We start from the raw sequence: 23,284 nt of genomic DNA on the forward strand, positions 1-23,284 counted from the left end.
AACCCGGCGCTGCAAATCCGCTCGCGATCAGATCAGGCCGGATAAGGGGCTTGAGGGATCGGCATAGCGTTTTTTCGGCATTCGCCCGGCCAGATAGGCATCGCGCCCGGCTATCACCGCATGGCGCATGGCCCGCGCCATGCGGATGGGATCTTTGGCTTCGGCGATGGCAGTATTCATCAAAACCCCATCACAGCCCAATTCCATAGCAATGGCCGCATCCGATGCCGTGCCCACCCCCGCATCCACCAGAACCGGCACGCGGGATTGCTCAACGATCAAGCGGATATTGACCGGGTTCTGGATGCCCAAACCCGAGCCGATGGGCGCCCCCAATGGCATGATCGCCACACAGCCCATGGCATCCAATTCGCGGGCAAAAAGGGGATCATCGCTGGTATAAACCATCACCTTGAAACCCTCGTCGATCAGCACCTTTGCTGCCGCAAGGGTTTCGCGCATATCGGGATAAAGAGTGGCCTTATCCCCTAAAACCTCAAGCTTCACCAGATCCCAGCCCCCGGCTTCACGCGCCAGACGCAAGGTGCGCACCGCATCATCCGCCGTAAAACAGCCCGCCGTATTGGGCAGATAGGTTATGCTTTTGGGGTCGAGATAATCGGTCAGCATCGGCTGCGAGGGATCAGACAAATTGACCCGGCGCACCGCAACAGTGACGATTTCCGCCCCTGATGCCTTCACCGCCTCGGCCGTTTGGGCAAAATCACGATATTTTCCGGTGCCCACGATCAGCCGCGAGCGATAACGCACCCCGGCAACGACCAACGGCTCATCAATAAAGCTCTGATCCTCTCCGCCGCCCACGAAATGCACAATTTCAAGCCTGTCGCCATGGGCAATATCAACCGCGCCATAGGTGGATCGGGGCACGATCTGACGATTGCGTTCCAAAGCCACTTTCTGCGGGTCCAAAGATAAGCTTTGCAAAAGCGTTTGCGCCGTCATCGGCCCTTCAAAAGACCGCTCTTCGCCATTGATCGAAACAATAATCACAGATACACCCGTATTTGAAAAAACGCGCCGGTTCATTCTGGTGGCTCTATATGAAACGCGCGAGCAAACCGAAATGAACAACGCTTCAACCCTTCCCCTGAAATAATGCAAGGCCCGCTCTATTTCAAAGGCTAATCATAAGGAAAAGAAGCCCAAAGCGCTTTTCTGCATGCTTTTGTCGGTTTATACGCCTAAAACAAAGGGGATAAGATACGATGCCTTATATTAAGGCTCACGCCTTGCCTCAAAATGCCACCGCCCATCACGTCGTATAAAAGACCTGCGAACCAAAGACCGGAATTGCCCTTCTATGCTCCATATCCATGTTTTAAACGGCCCCAATCTCAATCTTCTCGGCACGCGTGAGCCGCATATCTATGGCGCCGAAACGCTCGATGATGTTGAACAAAAGCTGGTCGCTTACGGCAAGGAGCATGATATCAGCTTCACCATGCGGCAAAGCAATCATGAAGGCCAATTGATTGATTGGCTGCATGAGGCCCGCACGAAAGCCGATGGGGTCATCATCAATCCCGGGGGGCTGACCCATAGTTCGATTTCTCTGGCCGATGCCGTGGCAGCGATTGCCATCCCGGTGGTCGAGGTTCATTTAAGCAATATCTTCGCCCGTGAGAGCTTTCGCGCCCATTCCACGATCAGTGCCGTTGCCACCGGCATCTTGACCGGCTTTGGCACCACAGGCTATCTGATGGCAGCCCATGCGCTTGCTGCCCATTTATCCCGCACCGAAAAAGGATGAGACGTTCATGTCAAAGCTGAAAGATGCCAGGGATTTGATCCGGGAATTGGCGGATCTCCTTCAGTCATCAAACCTAAGTGAAATCGAGGTGGAAGACGAAGACATCCGCATACGGGTGGGGCGTCAATACCCAACACAAACCGTGATGCAGGCCGCCGTTCCGTCCTCTTATGGCCCGTCTCAGGCCCCGGCCACATCCGAACCCGCATCCGCTGCATCTGCCCAAGGGTCTGGATCAGGATCTGCAGCCGCCGCACCGAGCCTTGAAAATCATCCCGGCATGGTGCCTTCGCCCATGGTTGGCACGGTTTATCTATCGCCCGAACCGGGGGCACCGGCCTTTTTCAAGGTTGGCGATAGCGTCAATGAAGGGGATACACTGCTGATCGTGGAAGCGATGAAGGTGATGAACCCCATCGCGGCCCCACGATCCGGGAAAATTCTCCATATTCTGGTCTCTGATTCCCAACCGGTCGAATATGGCGAGCCACTTTTGATTCTCGAATAAAGGGTGGCATTTGCAATGTTCCAAAAAATTCTGATCGCCAATCGCGGCGAAATCGCCCTTCGCATCCATCGCGCCTGTCAGGAAATGGGCATCAAAACGGTGGCCATTCATTCCACCGCTGATGCCAGCGCCATGCATGTGCGCCTGGCCGACGAATCCGTGTGTATCGGCCCGCCATCCTCAACGGATAGCTATCTCAATATTCCGGCCATCATCGCCGCCGCCGAGATCACGGGGGCGGAAGCCATTCATCCGGGCTATGGATTTTTATCGGAAAATGCCCGTTTTGCCGATATCGTTGAAGAGCATAATCTCACCTTCATCGGCCCCACCGCCGAGCATATCCGCACCATGGGCGACAAGATCGCCGCCAAAGATACCATGAAGCGCCTGGGCGTTCCTGTGGTTCCCGGCTCGGATGGGGGCATCACCGATGATGAAACCGCCTTTAAAATTTCCGATAGCATCGGCTATCCGGTGATCGTCAAGGCCGCTGCAGGCGGTGGCGGACGCGGGATGAAGGTCGCCCAATCACGATCAGCTTTATCGGGTGCCCTGACCGCTGCGCGCACCGAAGCCCGGGCGGCTTTTGGCGATGATGCGGTTTATATCGAAAAATATCTCGGCCATCCGCGCCATATCGAAATTCAGGTTTTAGGCGATGGGCGCGGGCATGTGCTGCATTTAGGCGAACGCGATTGTTCCTTGCAGCGCCGTCATCAAAAAATTCTCGAAGAATCCCCCTCGCCCGTGATCAGCCTTGCCCAAAGAAATGCCATTGGAGAGCGCTGCGCCAAAGCCCTTGCGGATATCAAATATCGCGGTGCCGGGACCATCGAATTTCTCTATGAAGATGGCGAATTCTTTTTCATCGAAATGAATACGCGCCTACAGGTCGAACATCCGGTCACGGAAATGGTCACCGGGATCGATCTGGTCCGCGAACAGATCCGGGTGGCAGCGGGCGAAGATCTGCGCTTTGCCCAAGGCGACATCACCCTGCGCGGCCATGCCATCGAATGCCGGATCAATGCCGAGGACCCCGCCAATTTTGCACCTTCCCCCGGCACCGTTACCGATTATCATGCCCCTGGCGGTTTGGATGTTCGGGTGGATTCGGCCCTTTATGCGGGTTATCGCATCCCCCCTTATTATGATAGCCTGATCGCCAAGCTGATTGTGCGCGGTGAAAATCGTGAAGATTGCCTGATGCGCCTGCGCCGCGCCCTTGAGGAATATGTGATCGCCGGGGTTAAAACATCGATCCCGCTGCATAAATTGCTGGTTGATAATCCGGATTTTCAAAGTGGAGACTATAATATCCACTGGCTGGAAAAATTTCTGAAATCACGGGCGGATCAGGGGCTTTCATAAAAGGCATCGGATGATAAACCCATGGCGCGGCTAACCCCGGAATTATTGCTACGCGCTTATGCCTGCGGGCTTTTCCCTATGGCAGAAAGCCAGACAGCCAGCGATATTTTCTGGGTTGATCCTGAAAATCGCGGGATATTGCCGCTCTCATCCTTTCATATATCGCGCAGCCTGAAACGGGTGGTGCGCAAGGATCTGTTTGATGTGCGGATCAATACCGCCTTTCGCGATGTGATGATCGGCTGCGCCAGCCCGGCCCCTGATCGGGCCGATACCTGGATCAATGAGCAGATCCTTGCCCATTATTGCCGCCTTCATGAAATGGGCGCCGCCCATAGTGTGGAATGCTGGCAGGATGGCCAGTTGGTTGGCGGGCTTTATGGGGTGGATCTGGCGGGGGCCTTTTTTGGCGAAAGCATGTTTCACCGGGTGACCGATGCCAGCAAAGTGGCCATGGTGCATCTGGTTGCCCGGCTCAAATATGGCGGCTATCAATTGCTTGATACCCAATTTGTAACCGAGCATCTGCAACAATTCGGGGCCCGGGAAATCAACCGGGATGCCTATCATGAGCTTTTGAAATCAGCCTTGCGCGTTCAAGGGGATTTTTATTCACTGCCGGAAGGATTGTCGGGGGAAAGGGTTTTGCACGCCATCACCCACACATCATAAACCGGATGCTCGAGCGCATGAAGGCCGGGGCTTGAGGCCATCATCCATCCGGTAAACAGACGATTCCTGTTGTCGTCGATCATTTCATCGATTTCCAGAAAAGCAAAGGTTTCCGGCTGTTCTTCAGGTGGTCGGGATTGGCAATGGCGGGATGTGATGATCAGGCTGCCAAATTCCACCGGCTCATCTTCAGGGAGCTCAAGCTCGGTGATGCGCGCGGTAACCTTATCCATGGCGCGGGCAATGGTAATGGTTTTCACGCCGTCCTCTGGCTGATCTCTATCCTGTCCAGATAAAGGCTGATTGCTTTGCCCTATCGCGCCCTGCCCCATTATGGCCTGCGCCGATAATGGCGGGATCAACAAAGCACCCGAAAACACAAGGGCTAAAAAGAAGCCAACCGCAAGGGATAAGGGCAAGATGCGGCCTCTCATCATCAGCCGGCCAAGCCCTTTATTCCTCGCTGCTGCTTGCCGGATCGCCACTATAGACCGCCTTGGAAATCAGGCCAAACAGATCAATCGGCCCTTGGGTATCATAGACTTCTTCACCGTCAGACAGATATTCATCAAGCCCGCCCGGCTGCAATTCAACATAGGTATCACCCAAAAGCCCATCAGAGGTGATTTTGGCAAAGCTGTCGGTCGAAATTTCAAGGGATTTATCAACCGTGAAGCGCACCACGGCCTGATAGCTCTGAGGATCAAGGCGCTGCCCGGTCACGGTGCCGATCTTAATCCCGGAAATCCGCACATCCGCCCCGAGGGATAAGCCGCCCACCCGATCAAAACGGGCCTGCAATTCATAGCCCGAGGCACTGCCCACATTCGTTGTGGTATAGGCGATATATAAAAACGCCCCGGCAACCGCCAGAACCACAGCCCCAATCATGGATTCAACGAGATTACCACCCACGCCAGTCTCCCATCCCAAATTCAGCCGAAACAACCGCCAAAAGAACCATAGTCTGTTTCATTCTCGCATTAATTATCAATTGGGCCGCCTTCAATTGGGCCGCCAAGGCTCATAATCGCCCGTGGCCCGGTCGCGCCCGGTGGTTTTTTTCAGGCTGCCCGGGGGCGCATAAGCCGCATCCGAACCCGTGAGATTGGGACGATGGGGCTTTTCCCAGGGCTTTGGCACATAGTGGCTTTGATCGGGCAGATCATTGGTGGTGCGGTGCAGCCAGCGGTGCCATTCCGGCGGCACGCGCGAGGCTTCGACCTCACCTTTATAAATGACCCAGCGGCGATCCCCTTGCCGCGCCTTATAATAGATATTGCCATCCTGATCCTCGCCCACACGCTCGCCTTTGCGGGCGGTAAAAAGCGCGGTGCCGATGGTTGCCCCATTCCACCAGGTGAATAGCTTTTGAAACACAGTCATCTTGCGATCTCGTCCCTTGTGTCATCGCTATGGATCGGCTGCAAAGCATCGACCCGAAAAACGCCGGGACTATGGCAAGTTCAGGCCAAAAGGTCCAGCGCTAGATCATCCATTGTCATGCAGCATAATCCCATTCCTCATGAATGGCGATCAAAGCTGCGCGAGTGAGTTTGGGAGTCGGCAAAATGGGGGACTTCCAGGCCCCCCCTGTCAATAAAACAATTGTAGAAAGATCGCTTGCGACTCCCATGATTCAGACTAAACTTGGTGTCTGCTTGGATGGACATGCCCATATCTATGGTCATCGGCTTGCTGATAGCCGCATGTTTTTGCATGTCGGACAGGACCAAAAGCACAGATTTTATAAACGTTACAATAAGGCCAGGGGGAAGACATGCGTTTTGAGCGTCGATTCACGAAAGATGGGCAATCACCTTATGATGGGCTCATATTTCGTCAGGCCGTGAGTGAGATTCGCAATCCCGATGGGACCATCGTTTTTCAGATGAATGCGGTGGATGTGCCCGCGGCATGGTCGCAGGTGGCCACCGACATCATTGCGCAGAAATATTTCCGCAAGGCCGGTATTCCGGCGGTTTTAAAGCCGGTCGAAGAAAATGGCGTCCCCTCATGGCTATGGCGTCGTGTGGCGGATGAAGAGGCCCTCAAGGCTCTGCCCAAAGACAAGCGCTATGGCGCAGAAACCAGTGCCCGCCAGGTTTTCGACCGGATGGCCGGCGCCTGGACCTATTGGGGCTGGAAAGGCGGCTATTTCCACGCCGAGGACGATGCGCGGGTTTTCTATGATGAAATGCGCCTGATGCTTGCCCGCCAGATGGCCGCCCCCAATTCCCCGCAGTGGTTCAATACCGGTCTGCATTGGGCCTATGGAATCGATGGCCCCAGCCAGGGCCATTTTTATATCGACCCCGAAACCGAAACGCTGGTGCGCTCTAAAAGTGCTTATGAGCATCCCCAGCCCCATGCCTGCTTCATCCAAAGCGTGTCTGATGATCTCGTCAATGAAGGCGGCATCATGGATTTATGGACGCGGGAAGCCAGGCTTTTCAAATATGGTTCCGGGACCGGATCGAATTTTTCCCATATTCGCGGCGAAAAAGAATCGCTTTCGGGCGGCGGCCAATCTTCAGGTTTGATGAGCTTTTTGAAAATCGGTGATCGGGCCGCAGGAGCGATCAAATCGGGCGGCACCACCCGCCGGGCTGCGAAAATGGTGGTGGTGGATGCCGATCACCCTGATATCGAAGCCTTCATAAGCTGGAAAGTGATTGAAGAACAAAAGGTTGCGGCCCTTGTTTCCGGCTCCAAATTATGCGAGATGCATCTCAACCGGATCATCGAGGCCTGCCATGCGGCCCGCGATGCCTTAAGCGATGAAGCCTTCGAGCCCAGGAAAAATCAGGACCTGAAGCGCGAAATTCTCGCCAGTCGCAAGGCCATGATCCCGGAAAACTATGTGCAGCGGGTGATTCAGTTTGCGCGCCAGGGCTATCGCCGCCTTGATTTCCACACCTATAACACCGATTGGGATTCCGAAGCCTATGTGACCGTATCGGGCCAGAATTCCAATAATTCCATCCGTGTTACCGATGCCTTCATGCGCGCCGTGAAAGCGGGCAGCGATTGGGATCTGATCAAACGCACCGATGGATCGGTGGCTAAAACCCTCAATGCCGCCGAATTATGGGATCAGGTGGCCTATGCCGCATGGTCTTGCGCTGATCCCGGCATTCAATTTCACAGCACGATCAATGATTGGCACACCTGCCCCGCATCGGGGGATATCCGGGCGTCCAATCCTTGTTCGGAATATATGTTCCTTGATGATACGGCGTGCAATCTGGCATCGCTCAATCTCATGCAATTCCGTCTCGAAGGCGGCGATTTCGATGTCGAGAATTTTGAACATGCCGTTCGCATGTGGACATTGGTGCTCGAAATCTCGGTGCTGATGGCTCAATTTCCCTCGGAAAAAATCGCCGAACTGAGCTATCGCTATCGCACCCTTGGGCTGGGCTATGCCAATATCGGCGGGCTTTTGATGTCATTGGGCCTGCCTTATGACAGCGATGAAGGCCGCGCCTTATGCGGTGCCATCACCGCCCTGATGACCGGCACATCTTACGCCACTTCGGCGGAAATCGCGTCTGAGCTTGGCCCCTTCCCCGGCTATGCGGATAATGCCGATCATATGCTGCGGGTGATCCGCAATCATCGGCGGGCGGCCTGGGGCGAAGATGATGGCTATGAAGGGCTGAAAACGCGCCCGGTGCCTTTGGACATCGAATGTTGTCAGGATCAGGCTTTGGCGGTGGCCGCCGGGGCGGCCTGGGATCGGGCGCTGGAACTGGGCGAAATGCACGGCTATCGCAATGCCCAATCAACAGTGATCGCCCCCACCGGCACCATCGGGCTGGTGATGGATTGCGATACCACCGGAATCGAGCCGGATTTTGCCCTCGTCAAATTCAAAAAACTGGCGGGTGGTGGCTATTTCAAGATCATCAACCGGATCGTGCCGCAAGCGCTTGATGTTCTGGGTTATGAAGCGGATGAAGTCCGCGATATCATCAATTATGCGGTGGGCCATGGCACCCTCGCTCAGGCCCCGCATATCAATCATGATCGCCTGAAAGAGCGGCATTTCGCGCAGGTGCAGATCGATGCCATCGAAGAAGGGCTGAAAAGCTGTTTTGATATCCGCTTTGTTTTCAATCGCTGGACTTTGGGTGATGCTTTTTGCAAGGACGTGCTGGGCTTCAGCGATGCACAGCTTGCCGATATCAGCTTTGATATGCTCCGCGAGCTGGGCTTCAGCCGGGCGGAAGTGGATGAGTGCAATCTTTATGTTTGCGGCGCCATGACCCTTGAAGGCGCCCCGCATCTGCGCAAGGAACATCTGCCGGTTTTCGATTGTGCAAGCCCCTGCGGACGGATCGGCAAGCGTTCCTTATCGTGGGAAAGCCATATCCGCATGATGGCCGTGGCCCAGCCTTTTGTTTCTGGCGCGATTTCCAAAACCATCAATATGCCCAATCTGGCTTCGGTCGAAGATTGTAAGCGGGCTTATGAGCTGAGCTGGTCTTTGGGCCTCAAAGCCAATGCCCTTTATCGCGATGGCTCGAAATTGTCCCAGCCTTTGTCGGGCTCCCTCCTCAATGAAGAGGATCTGGAAGATCTGCTCGATGATCAGGTGCCCTTGGGTGAAAAGGCGCATAAAGTGGCGGAACGCATCGTGGAGCGGATTATTGAGCGCGAAGCGCCAAAAACCCGCCGCAAGCTTCCGCATCGCCGCAAGGGCTATACCCAAAAAGCCGTTGTGGGCGGCCATAAGGTTTATTTGCGTACCGGCGAATATGATGATGGCGAAGTTGGCGAAATTTTCATCGATATGCATAAGGAAGGGGCGGCCTTCCGGTCTTTGATGAATAATTTTGCCATCGCTATTTCCATTGGCCTGCAATATGGCGTGCCTTTGGAAGAATTTGTCGATGCCTTTACCTTCACGCGATTCGAGCCTTTCGGCCGCGTGGAAGGCAATGATGCCATCAAGATGTCAACGTCGATCCTTGATTATATCTTCCGCGAACTGGCCGTTTCCTATCTTGGCCGTAACGATCTGGCCCATGTGGAGCCTGATGATATGCGCCATGATACCTTGGGCGATGGCATCAATGAAAAGCTGCCTGAAGCTGGCACTTTGGCTGCCTATCAGGCTTCCGAAGCCCTTGATAAAGTGCTGGGGCTGGCATCGAACGGCTATGTGCGCTCCAATCTTTATGTGCTGAATACCCAAAACAGCAGCACAGCTCCGGCCAAAAGCCCAACGCAGCCTTCATCTGTGGGGCTGATGGCGGTAACGGAAGACATTTCAAGAGAAGTGAAAACGGAAACAACAACCTATAGTCGCCGCGCCGAAGCCCGGATGAAGGGCTATGAGGGCGATGCCTGCGGGGAATGTGGCAATTTCACCCTCGTGCGCAATGGCACCTGCCTGAAATGTAATACCTGTGGCGGCACCAGCGGCTGTTCCTAAGTTTAGGGACAGAACCCTAATTGTTTCAATCTGAAACAAAACAAGGAGAGATCTTCGGGTCTCTCTTTTTTTTGATCTGATTTGGGAAAAATTAAGTCCTATCTTTAAGAAATCTTTAGGGGCGAAGGTGGAAGCTGATCCCCGCTCGCCTCATGAAGAAAATATTTGAGGGCCAGCCCAGAAAACGGGATCTGCAAATAATGGATGGACATATGCTGGGGATCGAAAGCGACCGCCTGAAAACGGCAGAAGCCAAAGAGATCGATCCACTCGCCCTTCTCGATCATCTGAACCTCGGGGTTCTGGTTTGCGAGATCGATACCGACCATGGCTGCCTCATCCTGACCGCCAATAAAAGCGCGCAGAATTTGATCCTGATCGATTCAAACCTTGTGAACCAGGCCGATCCCGGGTCTGCGGCGCTGGCAAAATCGATGACTCTTGATGATATTCCGGTTCTGGAATTTGGCGAACCGCTTTTGAGTGAATTTCATCGCGCCCTGCGCCTTCAGCGACCCGTTCAATATGAATGGCAGATCGAGTCAATCGATAGCACCAAAACCTATAGCTGCAATATCACCCCTTTGGATCAAAGTGGTGTGGCTAAGCCCAGAATTTTATGCACCCTCACCGACAAAACCACGGAAAAAAGGGCACAAGCCAATCTACTTCATCATGCCTTGCATGATCATCTCACTGGCCTGCCCAATCGCAGCCACTTTCTCAATCGTCTTGAAGATGAAGTGGCGCGTTGTAAAAATGAGGAAGGCCGTTCTTGTGCCGTGCTCATGCTTAATGTGGATCGCTTTCAGCTGATCAATGAAGGCTTTGGCCATCCTGCTGGCGATGCATTTCTGATTGAAATCGCCGATTCCCTTAGGGCCTGCCTGCGCAATTCTGATCTTTTGGCGCGCTTTAATGGCGATGAATTTGCCATTCTCATCGACGATATTCAAAGCCTTGATGATGCAACCGGCCTTGCCAAACGCATTCACGAGATGATGGCGGCTCCGCGCAAAATTGCCGGTGTCGATGCTTATATGTCAGTCGGCATCGGGATAACCACCAGCGAAATCAGCCATAAACATGCCGAAGATATGATCCGGGATGCCGATGTTTCCATGCACCGGGCGAAAAAACGCGGTCCGTCTAAAACCATTGTTTTTGCCGCTGAAACCAATGCCGTTCGGACCGGCCAGATCCAGCTTGAAACAGATCTGCGTCATGCCATCGAAAATGGCGATCTGGAACTCCATTATCAGCCGATCATCGATCTGGAAAATGGCAATAGCATCGCTTTTGAAGCCCTCACCCGCTGGCATCATCCCATCCACGGCCCTGTGTCTCCGGCTCGGTTCATTCCGATGGCCGAAGAGAGTGGGCTTATCCTGCCTTTGGGCCGATGGGCCATGATGGAAGCCTGCCAGCAATTGGCCGCCTGGCAAAAAAGCATCAAAAATACGCAGAATATCTATGTCAATGTGAATATGTCTGCGGTGCAGCTTTTGGAGGATGATATTTCCCGCACCGTGGCGCATTGCTTGGCGCAATCAGGTATTGAAGGCCGAAATCTGCGCCTTGAAATCACCGAAAGCGCCCTTGTGGCCAATCCTGAATTCACAGCCCGTTGCCTTCATGAAATCAAGGAACTCGGCCCCACCCTTGCTTTGGATGATTTTGGCACGGGTTATTCATCGCTCAATTATCTCAATAGCTTTCCTATCGATTGTATCAAGATCGACCAATCCTTTGTGGGTCAGGTTGATCGCGATGAACAATCATCGAAAATCATTCGCATCATCACTATGCTGGCCGATACCCTGCGCATGTCGGTGGTTGCCGAAGGCATAGAAACCAGCGAACAGCACGTGATGATGCGCTCTTTGGGGTGCCGCTATGGCCAGGGCTATCTGTTTTCACGCCCCCTGCCCAAGGATGACGCAACAGCCCATTTGCGAAAGCAATTCAAATAATAGAAACCAATTTGGCAATAGATAACAGTTTGGTGCGGCAAGGGCTTGAACCCTGGCCATGATGACCGACATAATGGACCTTGAGTTGACCGCAGATAATCTCAAGGAGATGTGCCGTGGCCCAGGACCAAAACCCCAAAGATCTTTCTTCAACGACAGAAGATCCCAACGCGCCAAAGCCCGCCTCCGCCTCCGCCTCCGACTCCACCCCAAAAACATCTGAGACATCTGACAAACCAACACCGACGGCACAAGCTAAAGAAACGGCGTCAGCCCCCGCTTCGCCCGCGAAAAAAACGACGAGCCCGACACGTCCGGCCAAATCTGCAAGCTCAAGGGCCAAACCATCCACCAAGGCGAAAACGGCCAAAAAGCCGGCGTCCCGCTCCACCACAACAAAGAAACCCGCAGCAAAATCGGCATCTGCTGCAAAAGCGGCTCCGAAAACCGCAGCAGTTCAAACCCAAAGCCCGCCAAAAACCGCCAATCCTCAGACAGCCAATCCTCAGACAGCCAATGATGGGGCAGCCAATCATGGCCCTGCGGCCGCAGATAGCCCCCAAAATGACGAGCAAAGACACAGCCAGCCTCCAATGGATCATGAAAAGACCTTTCATCTCGATTGGCTGTGGCGGGCTTTGGCCGTGCTCTCTTTTGGGTTCATATCCTATATTCTGCTGGTTCTGGCTTGGGTTCTGGCCGCCGTGCAATATGGGGTCATCATCATCAGAGGTGAGAAAAATCAGCCGCTTTCAAATCTGATGCAGCATCTCAATGCCTATCTGTCCCAAATCCTGGGCTATCTTGGCGGCGACACAAAGGCCACTGACCTGCCTTTTCCTTTCAGCGATTTACCCACGAAGTCCGAGGCTGATAACGATCAATCTCAAGGTTAAAACCCTTCAGTCCAGAATAAGGGCAGAATAAGGCATGAAAAGCCAGCCATGACGAGAGGTACTATAGCCTCCCGTTTCATAGGCTTATTCGTCTTCAGTCGCTCACGGTCAGCGCCTTGAAAAACATGCGGCAGCTGGTGATCCCGTTTTTATCGGCGGCATAAGTTTCCGAACATTCAAATTGCAATTCGATCAGAGCATGTCCCGGAATGGGAAAATCTGCATCATGCAGTCTTTCAATCACCAAAGCCGCCAGCGCCCGTATTGATAGCTGCTGTTCATCCGCCTTAAGCTCTAAAATCAGCCTGTGTTCTTCTCCGTCAAATGTGGCGGAATGCCAAGCATGAGATGTTCCCGCCCCCATTGTGATCGTGGCTGGCTTTGTCGCGCCCCTATCCGGACCTTTGATATCCGCCACAGCTTTAATCTTCTGATCCCCCTCCAATGCTTTCACCAATGCACGGTGGAGTCCCCATGATGCGTCCGCTTTCATCCAGCCTGCTCCTTGCTTATGCACATAAAAAAAGCCGATGCAGTGTCGCATCGGCGGAAATCCACTATCTGGATTTATCCATATTGGTACATTTATTCTGTTAGTTGTCAAGCTTTTGGATTATTCAATTTGCAATAAATACGCCATACAGCCTTAAGTTGTTAAGTGGGATGGCCTTATTCCTGTGGTAACATTCTGCTTTGAGTAATTAATAAATGTATTTATTACAATAAGTTATTATAATTACCCTACGTGATTAAATGACAATACCAACGATGACCAAAAGCCGCCACGGGCTCTGACAAATTTATGGATCATATAAAAAAGAGGAATAATCCGTTATGAAAAAGGATTTTTCCTATTGCCAAGACAAGAACAAGCGAATAGGCTGCCCCCATGATGAATGATGATTATGAAGACCTCACCGCACGACAAAGGCTGGATGCCCTGATCTCTCAGGCACCGGGGGAAAGCTATGCCTCGGTTTCGGCGCTGATCGGGCGCAATCATTCCTATATCCAGCAATATATCCGGCGCGGCCAACCCCGGCGATTGCAGGAAGCTGATCGCCGCAAAATCGCCGATCATTTCAATGTTGCGGAATATGAATTGGGGGGACCGCGTGAAGGTCGCGATCACCCTCTCGGATTTTTCGAGGCCGAGCCCTCAAATCTGATTTTCGTCCGCCGCTATGATGTGCGGGCCAGCGCCGGGCATGGGTCTTTGGTGGATCAGGAATTATCCAATGGCGAAGTGCCTTTTCAGGCTGCTCATCTCAAAACCCTCACCCCAACCCCCCATGATCGCCTGTCGGTACTGTCGGTGAAGGGGGATTCGATGTATCCCACCTTGGCCGATGGCGATGATATTCTGGTGGATCAGGATGAGCGGCAGCCCCATCGCGATGCCATTTATGTGCTGCGGCTTGAAGATGCGCTTCAGGTGAAGCGGGTCTCGGTCAATCCCATCACCGGCCGGCTGACCATCAAAAGCGATAATCCGCTTTATGAAAGCTGGCCCGATTGCGATCCCCGCCGCACCGATATTCTGGGCCGGGTGGTATGGGTTGGGCGCAGGCTATAAATCGTCTGCCCACCCCTTCAGGGCTGTGCTTTTTCCAGCCCCAATAATCCCCGCATCAAAACCCCGCGATTGGCAAAATCGGTAAAAAACCCATCCACCCCCAGCCCCAAAATCGCTTCATATTCCTGCGCCGGGTTTTCAAAAAGGGGCAAAAGCTGATCATCGCGCAGGGTCCATGGATGGACCAACAGCCCCAATTGATGGGCGCGCTGCACAAAGCCTGTATCCTTGCCATCAGCATCGATCAGCAAAGCCTTGGATGGCCCCACCCCATGGGCAAAGTCCGCGGCTTGGGCCAAAGAAACAGACGGTGTCAGGCTATCGGCTTGCGGGACGATCTCGGATTTCGGGAACACCAGCATGATCCGGCGCAGGGTGCTTTGGTTTTTCAAATCGCGCAAAATGCCCGGCTCAAAGGATTGGATGAACACCGGCGCGCTTTCATCCACATAGCCGTGCCGTTTCAGGCTTTGCAGAAGGGGCGCAATGAAATCAAGGCCGATGGATTTGAAATGCTCCGGGTGTTTGGTTTCAGGATAAACCCCGATCTGCTTGCCCCCCGCCGCTTCATGATCAGCCACAAGGGCGAGGATTTCATCAAAGGTGGGGATTTCAAACCGATCATCAAATGCCTTTGATCGCCCCGGAAAAGCCTGTCGCGCCCGCAAGGTCTTGATCTCGGCCAAGGTAAAATCCTCGACATACCAATCCGCACGGCCATCAAGGGTTTTTCGCCGGTTGGCAAATTCGGGGTGATCGGCAATATCGGTGGAGCCAGAAAGATAATAATCATGGCGGGCAATGAGGATGCCATCTTTGGTCAAAACCAGATCCGGCTCGATGAAATCGGCCCCCATCTCCATCGCCAGCTTATAGCCTTCCAGCGTATGTTCAGGCACATAGCCCGAAGCGCCGCGATGGGCGATGACGACCGGGCGTTCCCCCGATAAGGTGGGATAGGGCCAGGATAAAGCGGGCGATGCGCTCATCAGAAAAATCCCCATGAAAATAAGCCTGAACATGCGTCTCTCTCCTTATGCCCCGATCAGGAAACCGGGTGCAATCCAACTATGATCCCAACTCTATCCGATGTCTTTCGCGATTGATCTGCCGTGCTTTTAAAACAGCGGGAACACTGATCAGTGCCCATAAGGCGCATCCCAAAAACAGCACAGAAAAGCTTATCCCGAGATCGAGCAAAAACCCCATTAAAGCTGGCGACAAAGAGGTGGAAAAAACCATCAGGCTGCTGGTCAGCGCCCGAATGGAGCCCAGATGCCCCAGGCCATAAAGCTCTGCCCACACGGCAGTGGCACAGGGATAAAACAGGCCCGTGGTCAAGCCGGCCATGGCCATGAAGATATAAATCACACTCATATGATCGGATAGGGCAATCACAAACAGCCCCAATCCATAAGGCAGCATGGCATAAACCAGCACATCAAAAGCACTGGTGCGATCCACTAATCTGCCCGCCAGCAGAATACCGAAAACGGTGGTGAGGGCATAAAGGCTGAAGGCCGCAGCAAAAAGCGGCAGGCTCCAGCCTTTCGCCTCGATCAGCGGAATTTGCAGAAAGAAAACGCCGGTATTGATGAAAGGTGGGGCAATCATCGCCACCAAAAGCAGATAAAAAGCCCGATCCCGGATGGCTTCACCCCGCGTCCAGCTTGTGCCGAGATCGCTAGTCGCCACCGACTCATCGGGCTTTGCCCCAGCGCTTTTGCGGGTACTGGCCAGCCAAACCAGCACCGGCAGATATAAAAACAAAAGAATCGCGATGCTGAGCCAGGTCATATGCCAGCCAAAACTGGCCATGATCGCCACCGCCAGAATGGGAAAAAGCGCCTCCCCCGCAGCATGGCCCATCGAGGCAAAGGAAATCGCTTTACCCCGGTTTTCAATGAAATCGCGCGCCATGCTGGTGGATGCGGCATGGCCCATCAGCCCCTGCCCGCACAGGCGGAATAAAAAGATGATGACGAATAAAAACGCAACCGATTGAAAAGGCAGCAAGGCTAATGCAAGGCTGGCAAGCGCCAAAACCGAAACGATCACAAAAAGATAAAGGGGCAGCGCAAAACGATCAATCAAACCACCAAAATAGAGCACGGAAAAACCGCTGAGCAATGTTGCCATGGAATAAACCGAGCCAAAACCGGATACCGACAAATCAAAGGCCTCGCGCAGTTCACCACTGAACAAAGCAATGAAATAGGTTTGCCCGAAAGAGGCAAAAAGGGTGAGGCTAAAGCCCATCAGCAAACGGCGGGGGTGATTTTTGATAAACCTCAGATACGTCATGGCAGGCAGAATATCCAATGGCCCGGGGCCGTGATAATGATGCATTGCACCATGCCCCTCACAAATGAATTAGGCAAGAGAGGCAAGGCTTAAAACCCGCCTTTCATTTGATTAAAGACAAGAAGATGACTTTCTGCTTTTCTCGCTGCCTCAAGGGGCGTATGAAAGGGCGCAAAGCGGCCCAATGCCGTCCTTCCGGCATGTGATCATGATGATCGCCTGCGCTTGTCGTGTTTGATAAGCAGTTTGGGAAGGGTTTATCAATCTCTGAAAGCACGCCTTGATGACACTGAACGATATGATTGCCCCGGCGCTTTTGAGCGCGCTGGAAAAGCGAGGCTATACCGATCTCACGCCGGTTCAGGAACAGGTTCTGACCATTGCGCGCGATGGCCAGGATCTTCTGGTTTCAGCGCAAACGGGTTCGGGCAAAACCATTGCCTTTGGCCTCGCCATTGCCCCCACCTTATTGGGTGAGGCCGAACGCCTGCCCGCCATGGTTTTAGCGCCCATGGCCCTGATCGTGGCCCCCACGCGGGAATTGGCCCAGCAGGTTTCCCGCGAATTGGATTGGCTTTATGCCCCGGCGGGCGGCGTGACCCTATCTTGTGTGGGCGGCATGGATATTCGCAGCGAACGGCGCGGCCTTGAAAAAGGGCCGCATATCATCGTGGGCACGCCGGGCCGCCTGCGCGATCATATCGAACGGGGCTCATTGGATCTGTCGCAAATCCGTGCTGTCGTGCTTGATGAAGCCGACGAAATGCTCGATATGGGTTTCCGCGACGATCTGGAATTCATTCTCGATGCCGCCCCGCGATCACGCCGCACCTTGATGTTTTCAGCCACTGTGCCAAAGCCCATTGCCGCGCTGGCCAAGCAATATCAGCGTGATGCCATCCGCATTTCCACGGCGGGCGAGAAAAAGCAGCATAGCGATATCAGCTATTTTGCCCATCCCGTGGCCCCCAATGACCGGGAAAATGCGATCATCAATCTTTTGCGTTATCATGATGCGCCCAGCACTTTGATTTTCTGCTCCACGCGCGCCGAAGTCAGCCATTTATCGGCGCGGCTGGCCAATCGCGGCCTTTCGGTCGTCACCCTTTCGGGAGAATTGAGCCAAAGAGAGCGCAGCCATGCCCTGCAATCCATGCGCGATGGCCGGGCGCGGCTGTGCATCGCCACCGATGTGGCGGCGCGCGGGATCGATCTGCCCAGCCTTGATCTGGTGATCCATGCCGATCTGCCAAAGGCCGCCGATACCTTTCTCCATCGTTCGGGGCGCACCGGCCGCGCCGGGCGCAAGGGTGCCTGTGCCCTGATCTTTGCCTATAATCGTCGCCGCGCCGCTGAACGATTGCTGATGTCGGCTAAGGTCGATGCCCAATGGGGTCCGCCGCCCTCGGCCAATGATATCATTGCCCGTGATCATGAACGGATGTTGCATGATCCGACCCTTGCCGCTGCACCCGATGAAAGCGAAATGGATCTGGTCACCGAACTTCTGGAAATGCACGGGGCTGAAAAAGTGGCTGCGGCCTATCTGCGGATGCAAAAAGCCCGCTTTCCCGCGCCCGAAGAATTGCTTGAACAATCGCCCGAGCCCGAGCGCGCTGAAAGCCGGGCCAACCGGGGCAGCTTCAAGACCGGGGCATGGTTCCGGCTGAGCACCGGGCGCAAGGATAATGCGGACCCGCGCTGGATTCTGCCTTTGATCTGCCGCGCCGGTCATGTCACCAAAGGGGATGTGGGGGCGATCCGTATATTGGAACGGGATACGCGCTTTGAAATTTCGGCCGAAGCCGCCGATCGCTTCCGGGAAGCCATAGCCAAAGGGATCAGCGAAAAAGGTATCACGATCACCGAGATTGACGCCCCCAGCGACAGCGAACGCGGCGGAAAGCCGCGCGGGCCGCGCAATAATGCAAGATCAGAAGGGCGCGTTGCGGCAAGACCGGAAAGCCGCCCTGCGGCCAGATCAGAGGGCCGGGCTGCTGATCACCCTGCCCCACGCTTTCAAAAGCGGGCTGAAGATCGCCCAGAAAAATCTTCTGAAAAGCCTTCTGAGAAATCTTATGAAAAGCGGCCTGAAAAGCCCTACGAGAAGCGCTATGAGAAACGGGCCGAGCCGAGATCCGACTATAGACCAGAGCGTCCGAAAGAAGACGCGCCCGCCCCGAAAGCGCCGCGCAAATCTCTCGGCTTATCGGGTGGGATGCCCAATCGCGCGACCGGCGATGGACCGGGCGAGCTCGCGACCAAACGGCCCTTCACCAAATCCTTTGACAAGGATTTCGGGGCAACGGATGGCAGGCCCGGGCGCAAGATAGCAGGCAAACCGTCCAAAAAGGCGGGCGGCAAACGACCGGCCGTTGCCGCCCGCAAGGCCGCCAGCAAAGGCTTCAAAAAAGCCCGTCCGGGGGGCAATGCCCCTTATAAAGGCCCGCAAAAAAGCTGATCGGGTTACATTTACCATGTCGGCAAGGGGCCACATCATGCCTCTTGCCGATGCTATTTCGGCTTGATGCCCGCCGCTCGCATCTGCTCCCACAGATTCTTTGGCATTGCAAACAGATCAGAAAAACCCATATATCTGTGATCGTGTGATCCGCATGGGAGGAAACGCCCGCGTAGGTTTTTCAATTTGTGGATCGGGCCAAGACGGTGTTCATCGTGAAATCAGCCGCGGCCTAAATGTTATGTCTCACCCGAAGCTGATGGATCGCGACATGAGCGATCCCAGCCCTGATCAATCCCACTCTCAATGATCCTGTAACGGCGCATCATGGCCTTTCCAGCCCTATGCAATGCATTCCAAGCCAGAATCGCGGCCAGAATCACACCAGAAGGCTCTGGCACAGGATCATATGCAATCTGATGAGAGATTTTTTGGCTGGTTCATTCTTCTTGGTGAGCCCAACAGGATTCGAACCTGTGACCTACTGATTAAAAGTCAGTTGCTCTACCAGCTGAGCTATGGGCCCCCATGAAGCGGCGCAATTTGAAGGCTGCGCCCCGATGAAGTGCGGCGGACCATAAGTGGCAGAGCCGCCCCGGTCAAGCCTTTGACGCACCTTCATGAAAAAATGTCGCACAAAGATGCGTTTGCCTGATTTTTTTACAGTTGATCGCTTTTATGCACCCAGATTTCTTGCACGGCATCCTTAAGCCAAAGCTGGAAATCAGGCCAATCATGAATATGGCTGATATAGCTGGCTACCAATGGCTCCACCGCCACATCATAAGACCGCAGCCGGGTGGCCACCGGAGCGAAAAAAGCATCGGCAATGCTGAAATCGCCATAGAGAAAGGGCCCGCCCGATAAGGTGAGGGCATCGCGCCAAAGGGTGGAAATTCGGGCCACTTCCTTTTGCGCCTGATCGCTTAAAGCAATGGCTTTTGGCGTGCGCTTCAGGTTCATCGGCATTTCAGACCTGACAGCCGGAAAGCCGGAATGCATTTCCGCCACCGCCGAGCGGGCATGAGCGCGCAAAAAGCCTGCCCGTGGCCACCAGTGCCGACCTTTGGGAAAACGCTCGGCCAGATGATCGCAGATCGCCAAACTATCCCAGATCACCAGATCGCCATCCACCAGCAAGGGCACCCGCCCGGCACCGCCAAAGCGCGCCAGTTCATCCTTGAAATGCTCGGTATCGAGAACGATCAGCTTTTCATCGAAATCAAGCCCATTGGCCTTCATCGCAAGCCAGGGACGCAAAGACCAGCTTGAATAGTTCTTATTGCCGATCACCAATGTCAGGTCAGCCATCACCCTCATCCCCTATCAAAGCAAATCATCATAATGGATCGATATCGCCCCGGCGATAATTTTCCAGAAAGTCTGCGGCAAAGGCGGCGCATCTTCCGGCCTCGATGGCATCACGCAAAGCCTGCATCAAGGCTTGGTAGAAAGCAATATTATGCCAGGTGATCAGCATCGGGGCCAAAATTTCTTCACAGCGCACCAGATGATGCAGATAGGCCCGCGAATAATGAGCTGCCGGGCTTTGGATCGCCGGATCAAGGGGGCGCGGATCATCCTTGTGCCGGGCATTGCGCAGATTGATCGGCCCCCGCCATGTAAAGGCCTGCGCGGTGCGCCCCGAACGGGTGGGCATCACGCAATCAAACATATCGATACCGCGCAGCACAGCCCCCACAATATCATCGGGTTTCCCCACCCCCATCAGATAGCGCGGCTTATTTTGGGGCAGCATATCGGTGCAAAAATCAAGGGTGGAAAACATCGCCTCCTGCCCCTCGCCCACGGCCAAGCCCCCCACGGCATAGCCATCAAAGCCGATATCAATGAGCGCTTTTGAGGATTGCGTCCGCAAATCTTCATAGATGCTGCCCTGCTGAATGCCAAAAAGCGCGGCATTCTGTGCCTGCGCATCATGGCCATCAAAAGCCGTGCGCGAACGCCGGGCCCAGCGCATGGAAAGCTCCATCGAATTTTGTGCCACATCATGGCTCGCCGGATAAGGGGTGCATTCATCAAAACACATCACGATATCCGAACCCAGATCACGCTGAATTTCGATGGATCGCTCGGGGCTGAGCAGATGCCGGCTGCCATCGATATGGGATTGAAAGGCCACGCCCTCTTCGCTGAGCTTGCGCAATTTCGCCAGCGACATCACCTGAAACCCCCCTGAGTCGGTCAAGATCGGGCGATCCCAGTTCATGAAGTGATGCAATCCGCCCAAAGCCGCGATCCGCTCAGCTCCGGGGCGCAGCATCAGATGATAGGTATTGCCCAAAATGATATCGGCGCCGGTGGCGCGCACATTTTCGGGCAGCATGGCCTTCACTGTGGCGGCCGTTCCCACCGGCATGAAGGCCGGGGTGCGGATTTCACCCCGCTGCATGTGGATGGTGCCCCGGCGCGCCTTGCCATCATGGGCGATGCGTTCAAAAGAAAAACGGGTCATTGAGGCGCATTCATTGTTTGGGGGAAAAGCAGGCAGGCATCGCCATAGGAATAAAAGCGATAACCCGATCTGATGGCATGATCATAGGCGGCTTTCATACGATCGAGCCCGCTGAAGGCCGAAACCAGCATGAACAGCGTTGATTTGGGCAGATGAAAATTGGTCAGCAATACATCTACCGCGCGGAAGCGATAGCCCGGGGTGATGAAAATATCCGTATCCGAACAATAGGGATGGATGATCCCCGCCCTATCCGCAGCGCTTTCCAAAAGCCGCAAGGATGTGGTGCCCACCGCAATGATGCGCCCCCCGGCAGCCCGCGCCGCATTCAGCCTTTGCGCCGTTTCGGCGGTGATTTCGCCCCATTCGGAATGCATCTTGTGATCATCGCTATCCTCTACCTTTACCGGCAGAAAGGTGCCGGCCCCCACATGAAGGGTCAGGGTTTCCGCCAAAACCCCGCGTGCCTCCAAAGCCGCCAAAAGGCCGGGGGTGAAATGCAGCCCTGCCGTGGGGGCCGCCACCGCCCCCGCCTTACGATTAAAAATCGTTTGATAATCATCCAGATCGCGGGCATCCACCGGGCGCTGCGCCGCAATATAGGGGGGCAAGGGCATCACCCCATGGTGTTCGAGGGCCGCATCCAGATCATCGACAGGAAAATGCAAGGTCACTTCCGCCCCATCACGGGCTTTCACCTCGGCGATCAGGCCATCGAAATCGATCTGATCGCCGATTTTGCATTTTTTGGCCGGACGCGCAAAGGCGATCCAGCTTTGATCATCCAACCGACGATGAAGGGTGACTTCGATCTTGGCCTCGCCTTTCCGCCCGAAAAGCCGCGCCGGGATCACCCTTGTATCATTGCTGACCAGCACATCACCGGGCCGCAGCAATTGATCAAGCTCAAACACCCGATGATCAAAAAGGCCTGCATCATCCACCCGCAGCAAGCGCGCGCTATCACGCGGATTGGCAGGCCTCAGGGCGATCTGCTCTTTGGGCAGATTGAAATCGAACAATGAAATATCCATGGCACAGGCTTTTAATGCAGCAGGCAAAGGGGCTGCAATGCTTATTCGCCCTCTTTTCAATAAGCGCTATGATCAATGCCCGGCAGGATCGGGCAAAATGCCGTGCAAAATGATCTGGCACAGGCTTTCCGACACATCAGAGAAATAATCCTTGGTCAAACGCGGCGTATCCATCACGGCTTTGATCTGAGGCTGGAAATCGGCATAATGCTGGGTCGCCGCCCAGATCAGAAATAGCAGATGATAGGGATCAACCGGGCGTAACCGACCCGCATCGATCCAGCCCCGGATCACCGCTGTTTTGCGTTCCACCAGATTGCGCAGATCGCTTTCCAGATAATCCTGCAAAAAAGGCGCACCCTGCAAAATTTCATTGGCGAAAACCCGCGATGAAATCGGCGAGCGGCGCGACATTTCCACTTTCTCGCGGATATATTTGCTCAATTCCGCTGCAGGATCGCCTTCGGGGTCCAGATGGCTCAGGGGTGCGAGCCATGTTTCAAGGGTGCGGCGCAAAACGGCGATATACAGATCAGGCTTGCGTTTGAAATAATAATGCAGATTGGGCTTCGACATCTCGGCTTTTTCCGCCACTTTGTCGATTGTGGCCCCATGAAAGCCATAAGCCGCAAACACTTCTTGTGCTGCATCAAGAATACGCTTTTCATTCCGGGTTTGAATACGGGTTTTTCGGCCATCATCCGTTTTCAACTGGCCGATTTTATTGATCCGGGCGGCGTATTCCATATGGCATTTCGGGGCAAAGCCCCCCTTCCCCATAAAGCTGAGATCC

Annotated in this window: 21 protein-coding genes and 1 tRNA gene; 9 read left to right on the plus strand and 13 right to left on the minus strand. The window is 54.3% G+C overall.

Features of this window, described 5'->3' with window-relative positions:
* Positions 1-27: 27 nt before the first annotated feature.
* Positions 28-1,050 (minus strand): sulfur carrier protein ThiS, encoded by a 1,023-nt coding sequence (thiS, locus tag AQ1_RS04095; RefSeq protein ID WP_081837059.1) that lies wholly within the window; start codon positions 1,048-1,050, stop codon positions 28-30.
* A gap of 274 nt (positions 1,051-1,324) precedes the next feature.
* Between thiS and aroQ the strand changes: the two genes are divergently transcribed.
* From aroQ to aat, 4 genes are read left to right on the plus strand one after another with little or no spacing between them, the layout of a single operon-like run.
* Positions 1,325-1,774 carry a type II 3-dehydroquinate dehydratase gene (aroQ, locus tag AQ1_RS04100; protein WP_042084502.1) on the plus strand — a complete coding sequence of 150 codons (450 nt, stop codon included), beginning with the start codon at positions 1,325-1,327 and terminating at the stop codon, positions 1,772-1,774.
* 7 nt (positions 1,775-1,781) lie between these two features.
* Positions 1,782-2,282: an acetyl-CoA carboxylase biotin carboxyl carrier protein gene (accB, locus tag AQ1_RS04105; RefSeq protein ID WP_042084504.1), complete on the plus strand. Its 501-nt coding sequence runs from the start codon at positions 1,782-1,784 to the stop codon at positions 2,280-2,282.
* 15 nt (positions 2,283-2,297) lie between these two features.
* Positions 2,298-3,656, plus strand: coding sequence for an acetyl-CoA carboxylase biotin carboxylase subunit (gene accC / locus AQ1_RS04110; protein ID WP_042084506.1), 1,359 nt, complete (start codon positions 2,298-2,300; stop codon positions 3,654-3,656).
* A 21-nt stretch (positions 3,657-3,677) separates the two neighbouring features.
* Entirely contained in the window at positions 3,678-4,328 is a 651-nt protein-coding gene (aat, locus tag AQ1_RS04115) for a leucyl/phenylalanyl-tRNA--protein transferase (protein WP_042084509.1), read from the plus strand.
* On the opposite strand, the gene AQ1_RS04120 is transcribed toward aat, so the two are convergent.
* The 3 genes from AQ1_RS04120 to AQ1_RS04130 form a co-directional block, all read right to left on the minus strand.
* On the minus strand, positions 4,265-4,765 hold the full coding sequence (locus AQ1_RS04120; RefSeq protein ID WP_462686968.1) for a DUF2155 domain-containing protein: 501 nt from the start codon (positions 4,763-4,765) through the stop codon (positions 4,265-4,267). The two genes, aat and AQ1_RS04120, sit on opposite strands and share 64 nt — an antisense overlap.
* Before the next feature lie 16 nt (positions 4,766-4,781).
* Complete coding sequence (gene mlaD, locus AQ1_RS04125; protein WP_150006808.1) at positions 4,782-5,243, minus strand: outer membrane lipid asymmetry maintenance protein MlaD; 462 nt, start codon at positions 5,241-5,243, stop codon at positions 4,782-4,784.
* 90 nt (positions 5,244-5,333) lie between these two features.
* Entirely contained in the window at positions 5,334-5,714 is a 381-nt protein-coding gene (locus AQ1_RS04130; RefSeq protein ID WP_042084512.1) for an NADH:ubiquinone oxidoreductase subunit NDUFA12, read from the minus strand.
* Positions 5,715-6,108: 394 nt separating this feature from the next.
* Between AQ1_RS04130 and AQ1_RS04140 the strand changes: the two genes are divergently transcribed.
* A complete protein-coding gene (locus AQ1_RS04140) occupies positions 6,109-9,771 on the plus strand; it encodes a vitamin B12-dependent ribonucleotide reductase (protein WP_042084514.1) in 3,663 nt (1,220 codons plus the stop codon).
* A 200-nt stretch (positions 9,772-9,971) separates the two neighbouring features.
* The gene (locus tag AQ1_RS04145; protein ID WP_161760417.1) at positions 9,972-11,744 is read left to right on the plus strand and encodes a sensor domain-containing protein; all 1,773 of its coding nucleotides are present in this window, start codon (positions 9,972-9,974) and stop codon (positions 11,742-11,744) included.
* Here AQ1_RS04145 and AQ1_RS15065 read toward each other — a convergent pair.
* The gene (locus AQ1_RS15065) at positions 11,737-12,114 is read right to left on the minus strand and encodes a hypothetical protein (RefSeq protein WP_152550383.1); all 378 of its coding nucleotides are present in this window, start codon (positions 12,112-12,114) and stop codon (positions 11,737-11,739) included. The two genes, AQ1_RS04145 and AQ1_RS15065, sit on opposite strands and share 8 nt — an antisense overlap.
* Before the next feature lie 223 nt (positions 12,115-12,337).
* Between AQ1_RS15065 and AQ1_RS04155 the strand changes: the two genes are divergently transcribed.
* Entirely contained in the window at positions 12,338-12,640 is a 303-nt protein-coding gene (locus AQ1_RS04155; RefSeq protein WP_042084516.1) for a DUF4389 domain-containing protein, read from the plus strand.
* 94 nt (positions 12,641-12,734) lie between these two features.
* On the opposite strand, the gene gp17 is transcribed toward AQ1_RS04155, so the two are convergent.
* A complete protein-coding gene (gp17, locus tag AQ1_RS04160) occupies positions 12,735-13,244 on the minus strand; it encodes a tail completion protein gp17 (protein ID WP_150006814.1) in 510 nt (169 codons plus the stop codon).
* A gap of 285 nt (positions 13,245-13,529) precedes the next feature.
* Here gp17 and AQ1_RS04165 point away from each other — a divergent pair, with 285 nt between their 5' ends.
* Positions 13,530-14,216, plus strand: a complete 687-nt coding sequence (locus tag AQ1_RS04165) for a S24 family peptidase (protein WP_462686981.1) — start codon at positions 13,530-13,532, stop codon at positions 14,214-14,216.
* Positions 14,217-14,233: 17 nt separating this feature from the next.
* Here AQ1_RS04165 and AQ1_RS04170 read toward each other — a convergent pair whose 3' ends face one another.
* Entirely contained in the window at positions 14,234-15,238 is a 1,005-nt protein-coding gene (locus AQ1_RS04170) for a glycerophosphodiester phosphodiesterase family protein (protein WP_052370909.1), read from the minus strand.
* 46 nt (positions 15,239-15,284) lie between these two features.
* The gene (locus AQ1_RS04175) at positions 15,285-16,520 is read right to left on the minus strand and encodes an MFS transporter (RefSeq protein ID WP_042084645.1); all 1,236 of its coding nucleotides are present in this window, start codon (positions 16,518-16,520) and stop codon (positions 15,285-15,287) included.
* A gap of 283 nt (positions 16,521-16,803) precedes the next feature.
* Between AQ1_RS04175 and AQ1_RS04180 the strand changes: the two genes are divergently transcribed.
* On the plus strand, positions 16,804-18,981 hold the full coding sequence (locus tag AQ1_RS04180) for a DEAD/DEAH box helicase (RefSeq protein ID WP_081837062.1): 2,178 nt from the start codon (positions 16,804-16,806) through the stop codon (positions 18,979-18,981).
* Between the two features lie 450 nt (positions 18,982-19,431).
* Here AQ1_RS04180 and AQ1_RS04185 read toward each other — a convergent pair.
* The 5 genes from AQ1_RS04185 to AQ1_RS04205 all read right to left on the minus strand — a co-directional run bounded on the left by AQ1_RS04185 (position 19,432) and on the right by AQ1_RS04205 (position 23,271).
* A tRNA-Lys gene (locus tag AQ1_RS04185) sits at positions 19,432-19,507 on the minus strand.
* A 134-nt stretch (positions 19,508-19,641) separates the two neighbouring features.
* Positions 19,642-20,292 carry a glutathione S-transferase family protein gene (locus tag AQ1_RS04190; protein ID WP_042084648.1) on the minus strand — a complete coding sequence of 217 codons (651 nt, stop codon included), beginning with the start codon at positions 20,290-20,292 and terminating at the stop codon, positions 19,642-19,644.
* A 28-nt stretch (positions 20,293-20,320) separates the two neighbouring features.
* The gene (gene tgt / locus AQ1_RS04195) at positions 20,321-21,457 is read right to left on the minus strand and encodes a tRNA guanosine(34) transglycosylase Tgt (protein WP_042084518.1); all 1,137 of its coding nucleotides are present in this window, start codon (positions 21,455-21,457) and stop codon (positions 20,321-20,323) included.
* A complete protein-coding gene (queA, locus tag AQ1_RS04200; protein WP_042084520.1) occupies positions 21,454-22,491 on the minus strand; it encodes a tRNA preQ1(34) S-adenosylmethionine ribosyltransferase-isomerase QueA in 1,038 nt (345 codons plus the stop codon). Before queA ends, tgt begins: the two co-directional genes overlap by 4 nt.
* Before the next feature lie 72 nt (positions 22,492-22,563).
* The gene (locus tag AQ1_RS04205) at positions 22,564-23,271 is read right to left on the minus strand and encodes a TetR family transcriptional regulator C-terminal domain-containing protein (RefSeq protein WP_462686985.1); all 708 of its coding nucleotides are present in this window, start codon (positions 23,269-23,271) and stop codon (positions 22,564-22,566) included.
* Between the last annotated feature and the right edge of the window lie 13 nt (positions 23,272-23,284).

The sequence above is a fragment of the Iodidimonas nitroreducens genome (assembly GCA_000710935.1).
GTDB classification, from domain to species: Bacteria; Pseudomonadota; Alphaproteobacteria; order Sphingomonadales; family Rhodothalassiaceae; genus Iodidimonas; species Iodidimonas nitroreducens.

Coding starts and splice junctions, on each gene's coding strand:
- thiS (WP_081837059.1), bottom strand. CDS start 1,050: ATGAACCGGCGCGTTTTTTCAAATACGGGTGTATCTGTGATTATTGTT.
- aroQ (WP_042084502.1), top strand. CDS start 1,325: ATGCTCCATATCCATGTTTTAAACGGCCCCAATCTCAATCTTCTCGGC.
- accB (WP_042084504.1), top strand. CDS start 1,782: ATGTCAAAGCTGAAAGATGCCAGGGATTTGATCCGGGAATTGGCGGAT.
- accC (WP_042084506.1), top strand. CDS start 2,298: ATGTTCCAAAAAATTCTGATCGCCAATCGCGGCGAAATCGCCCTTCGC.
- aat (WP_042084509.1), top strand. CDS start 3,678: ATGGCGCGGCTAACCCCGGAATTATTGCTACGCGCTTATGCCTGCGGG.
- AQ1_RS04120 (WP_462686968.1), bottom strand. CDS start 4,765: ATGATGAGAGGCCGCATCTTGCCCTTATCCCTTGCGGTTGGCTTCTTT.
- AQ1_RS04130 (WP_042084512.1), bottom strand. CDS start 5,714: ATGACTGTGTTTCAAAAGCTATTCACCTGGTGGAATGGGGCAACCATC.
- AQ1_RS04140 (WP_042084514.1), top strand. CDS start 6,109: ATGCGTTTTGAGCGTCGATTCACGAAAGATGGGCAATCACCTTATGAT.
- AQ1_RS04145 (WP_161760417.1), top strand. CDS start 9,972: ATGGATGGACATATGCTGGGGATCGAAAGCGACCGCCTGAAAACGGCA.
- AQ1_RS04155 (WP_042084516.1), top strand. CDS start 12,338: ATGGATCATGAAAAGACCTTTCATCTCGATTGGCTGTGGCGGGCTTTG.
- AQ1_RS04165 (WP_462686981.1), top strand. CDS start 13,530: ATGATGAATGATGATTATGAAGACCTCACCGCACGACAAAGGCTGGAT.
- AQ1_RS04170 (WP_052370909.1), bottom strand. CDS start 15,238: ATGTTCAGGCTTATTTTCATGGGGATTTTTCTGATGAGCGCATCGCCC.
- AQ1_RS04175 (WP_042084645.1), bottom strand. CDS start 16,520: ATGACGTATCTGAGGTTTATCAAAAATCACCCCCGCCGTTTGCTGATG.
- AQ1_RS04180 (WP_081837062.1), top strand. CDS start 16,804: ATGACACTGAACGATATGATTGCCCCGGCGCTTTTGAGCGCGCTGGAA.
- AQ1_RS04190 (WP_042084648.1), bottom strand. CDS start 20,292: ATGGCTGACCTGACATTGGTGATCGGCAATAAGAACTATTCAAGCTGG.
- tgt (WP_042084518.1), bottom strand. CDS start 21,457: ATGACCCGTTTTTCTTTTGAACGCATCGCCCATGATGGCAAGGCGCGC.
- queA (WP_042084520.1), bottom strand. CDS start 22,491: ATGGATATTTCATTGTTCGATTTCAATCTGCCCAAAGAGCAGATCGCC.
- AQ1_RS04205 (WP_462686985.1), bottom strand. CDS start 23,271: ATGGGGAAGGGGGGCTTTGCCCCGAAATGCCATATGGAATACGCCGCC.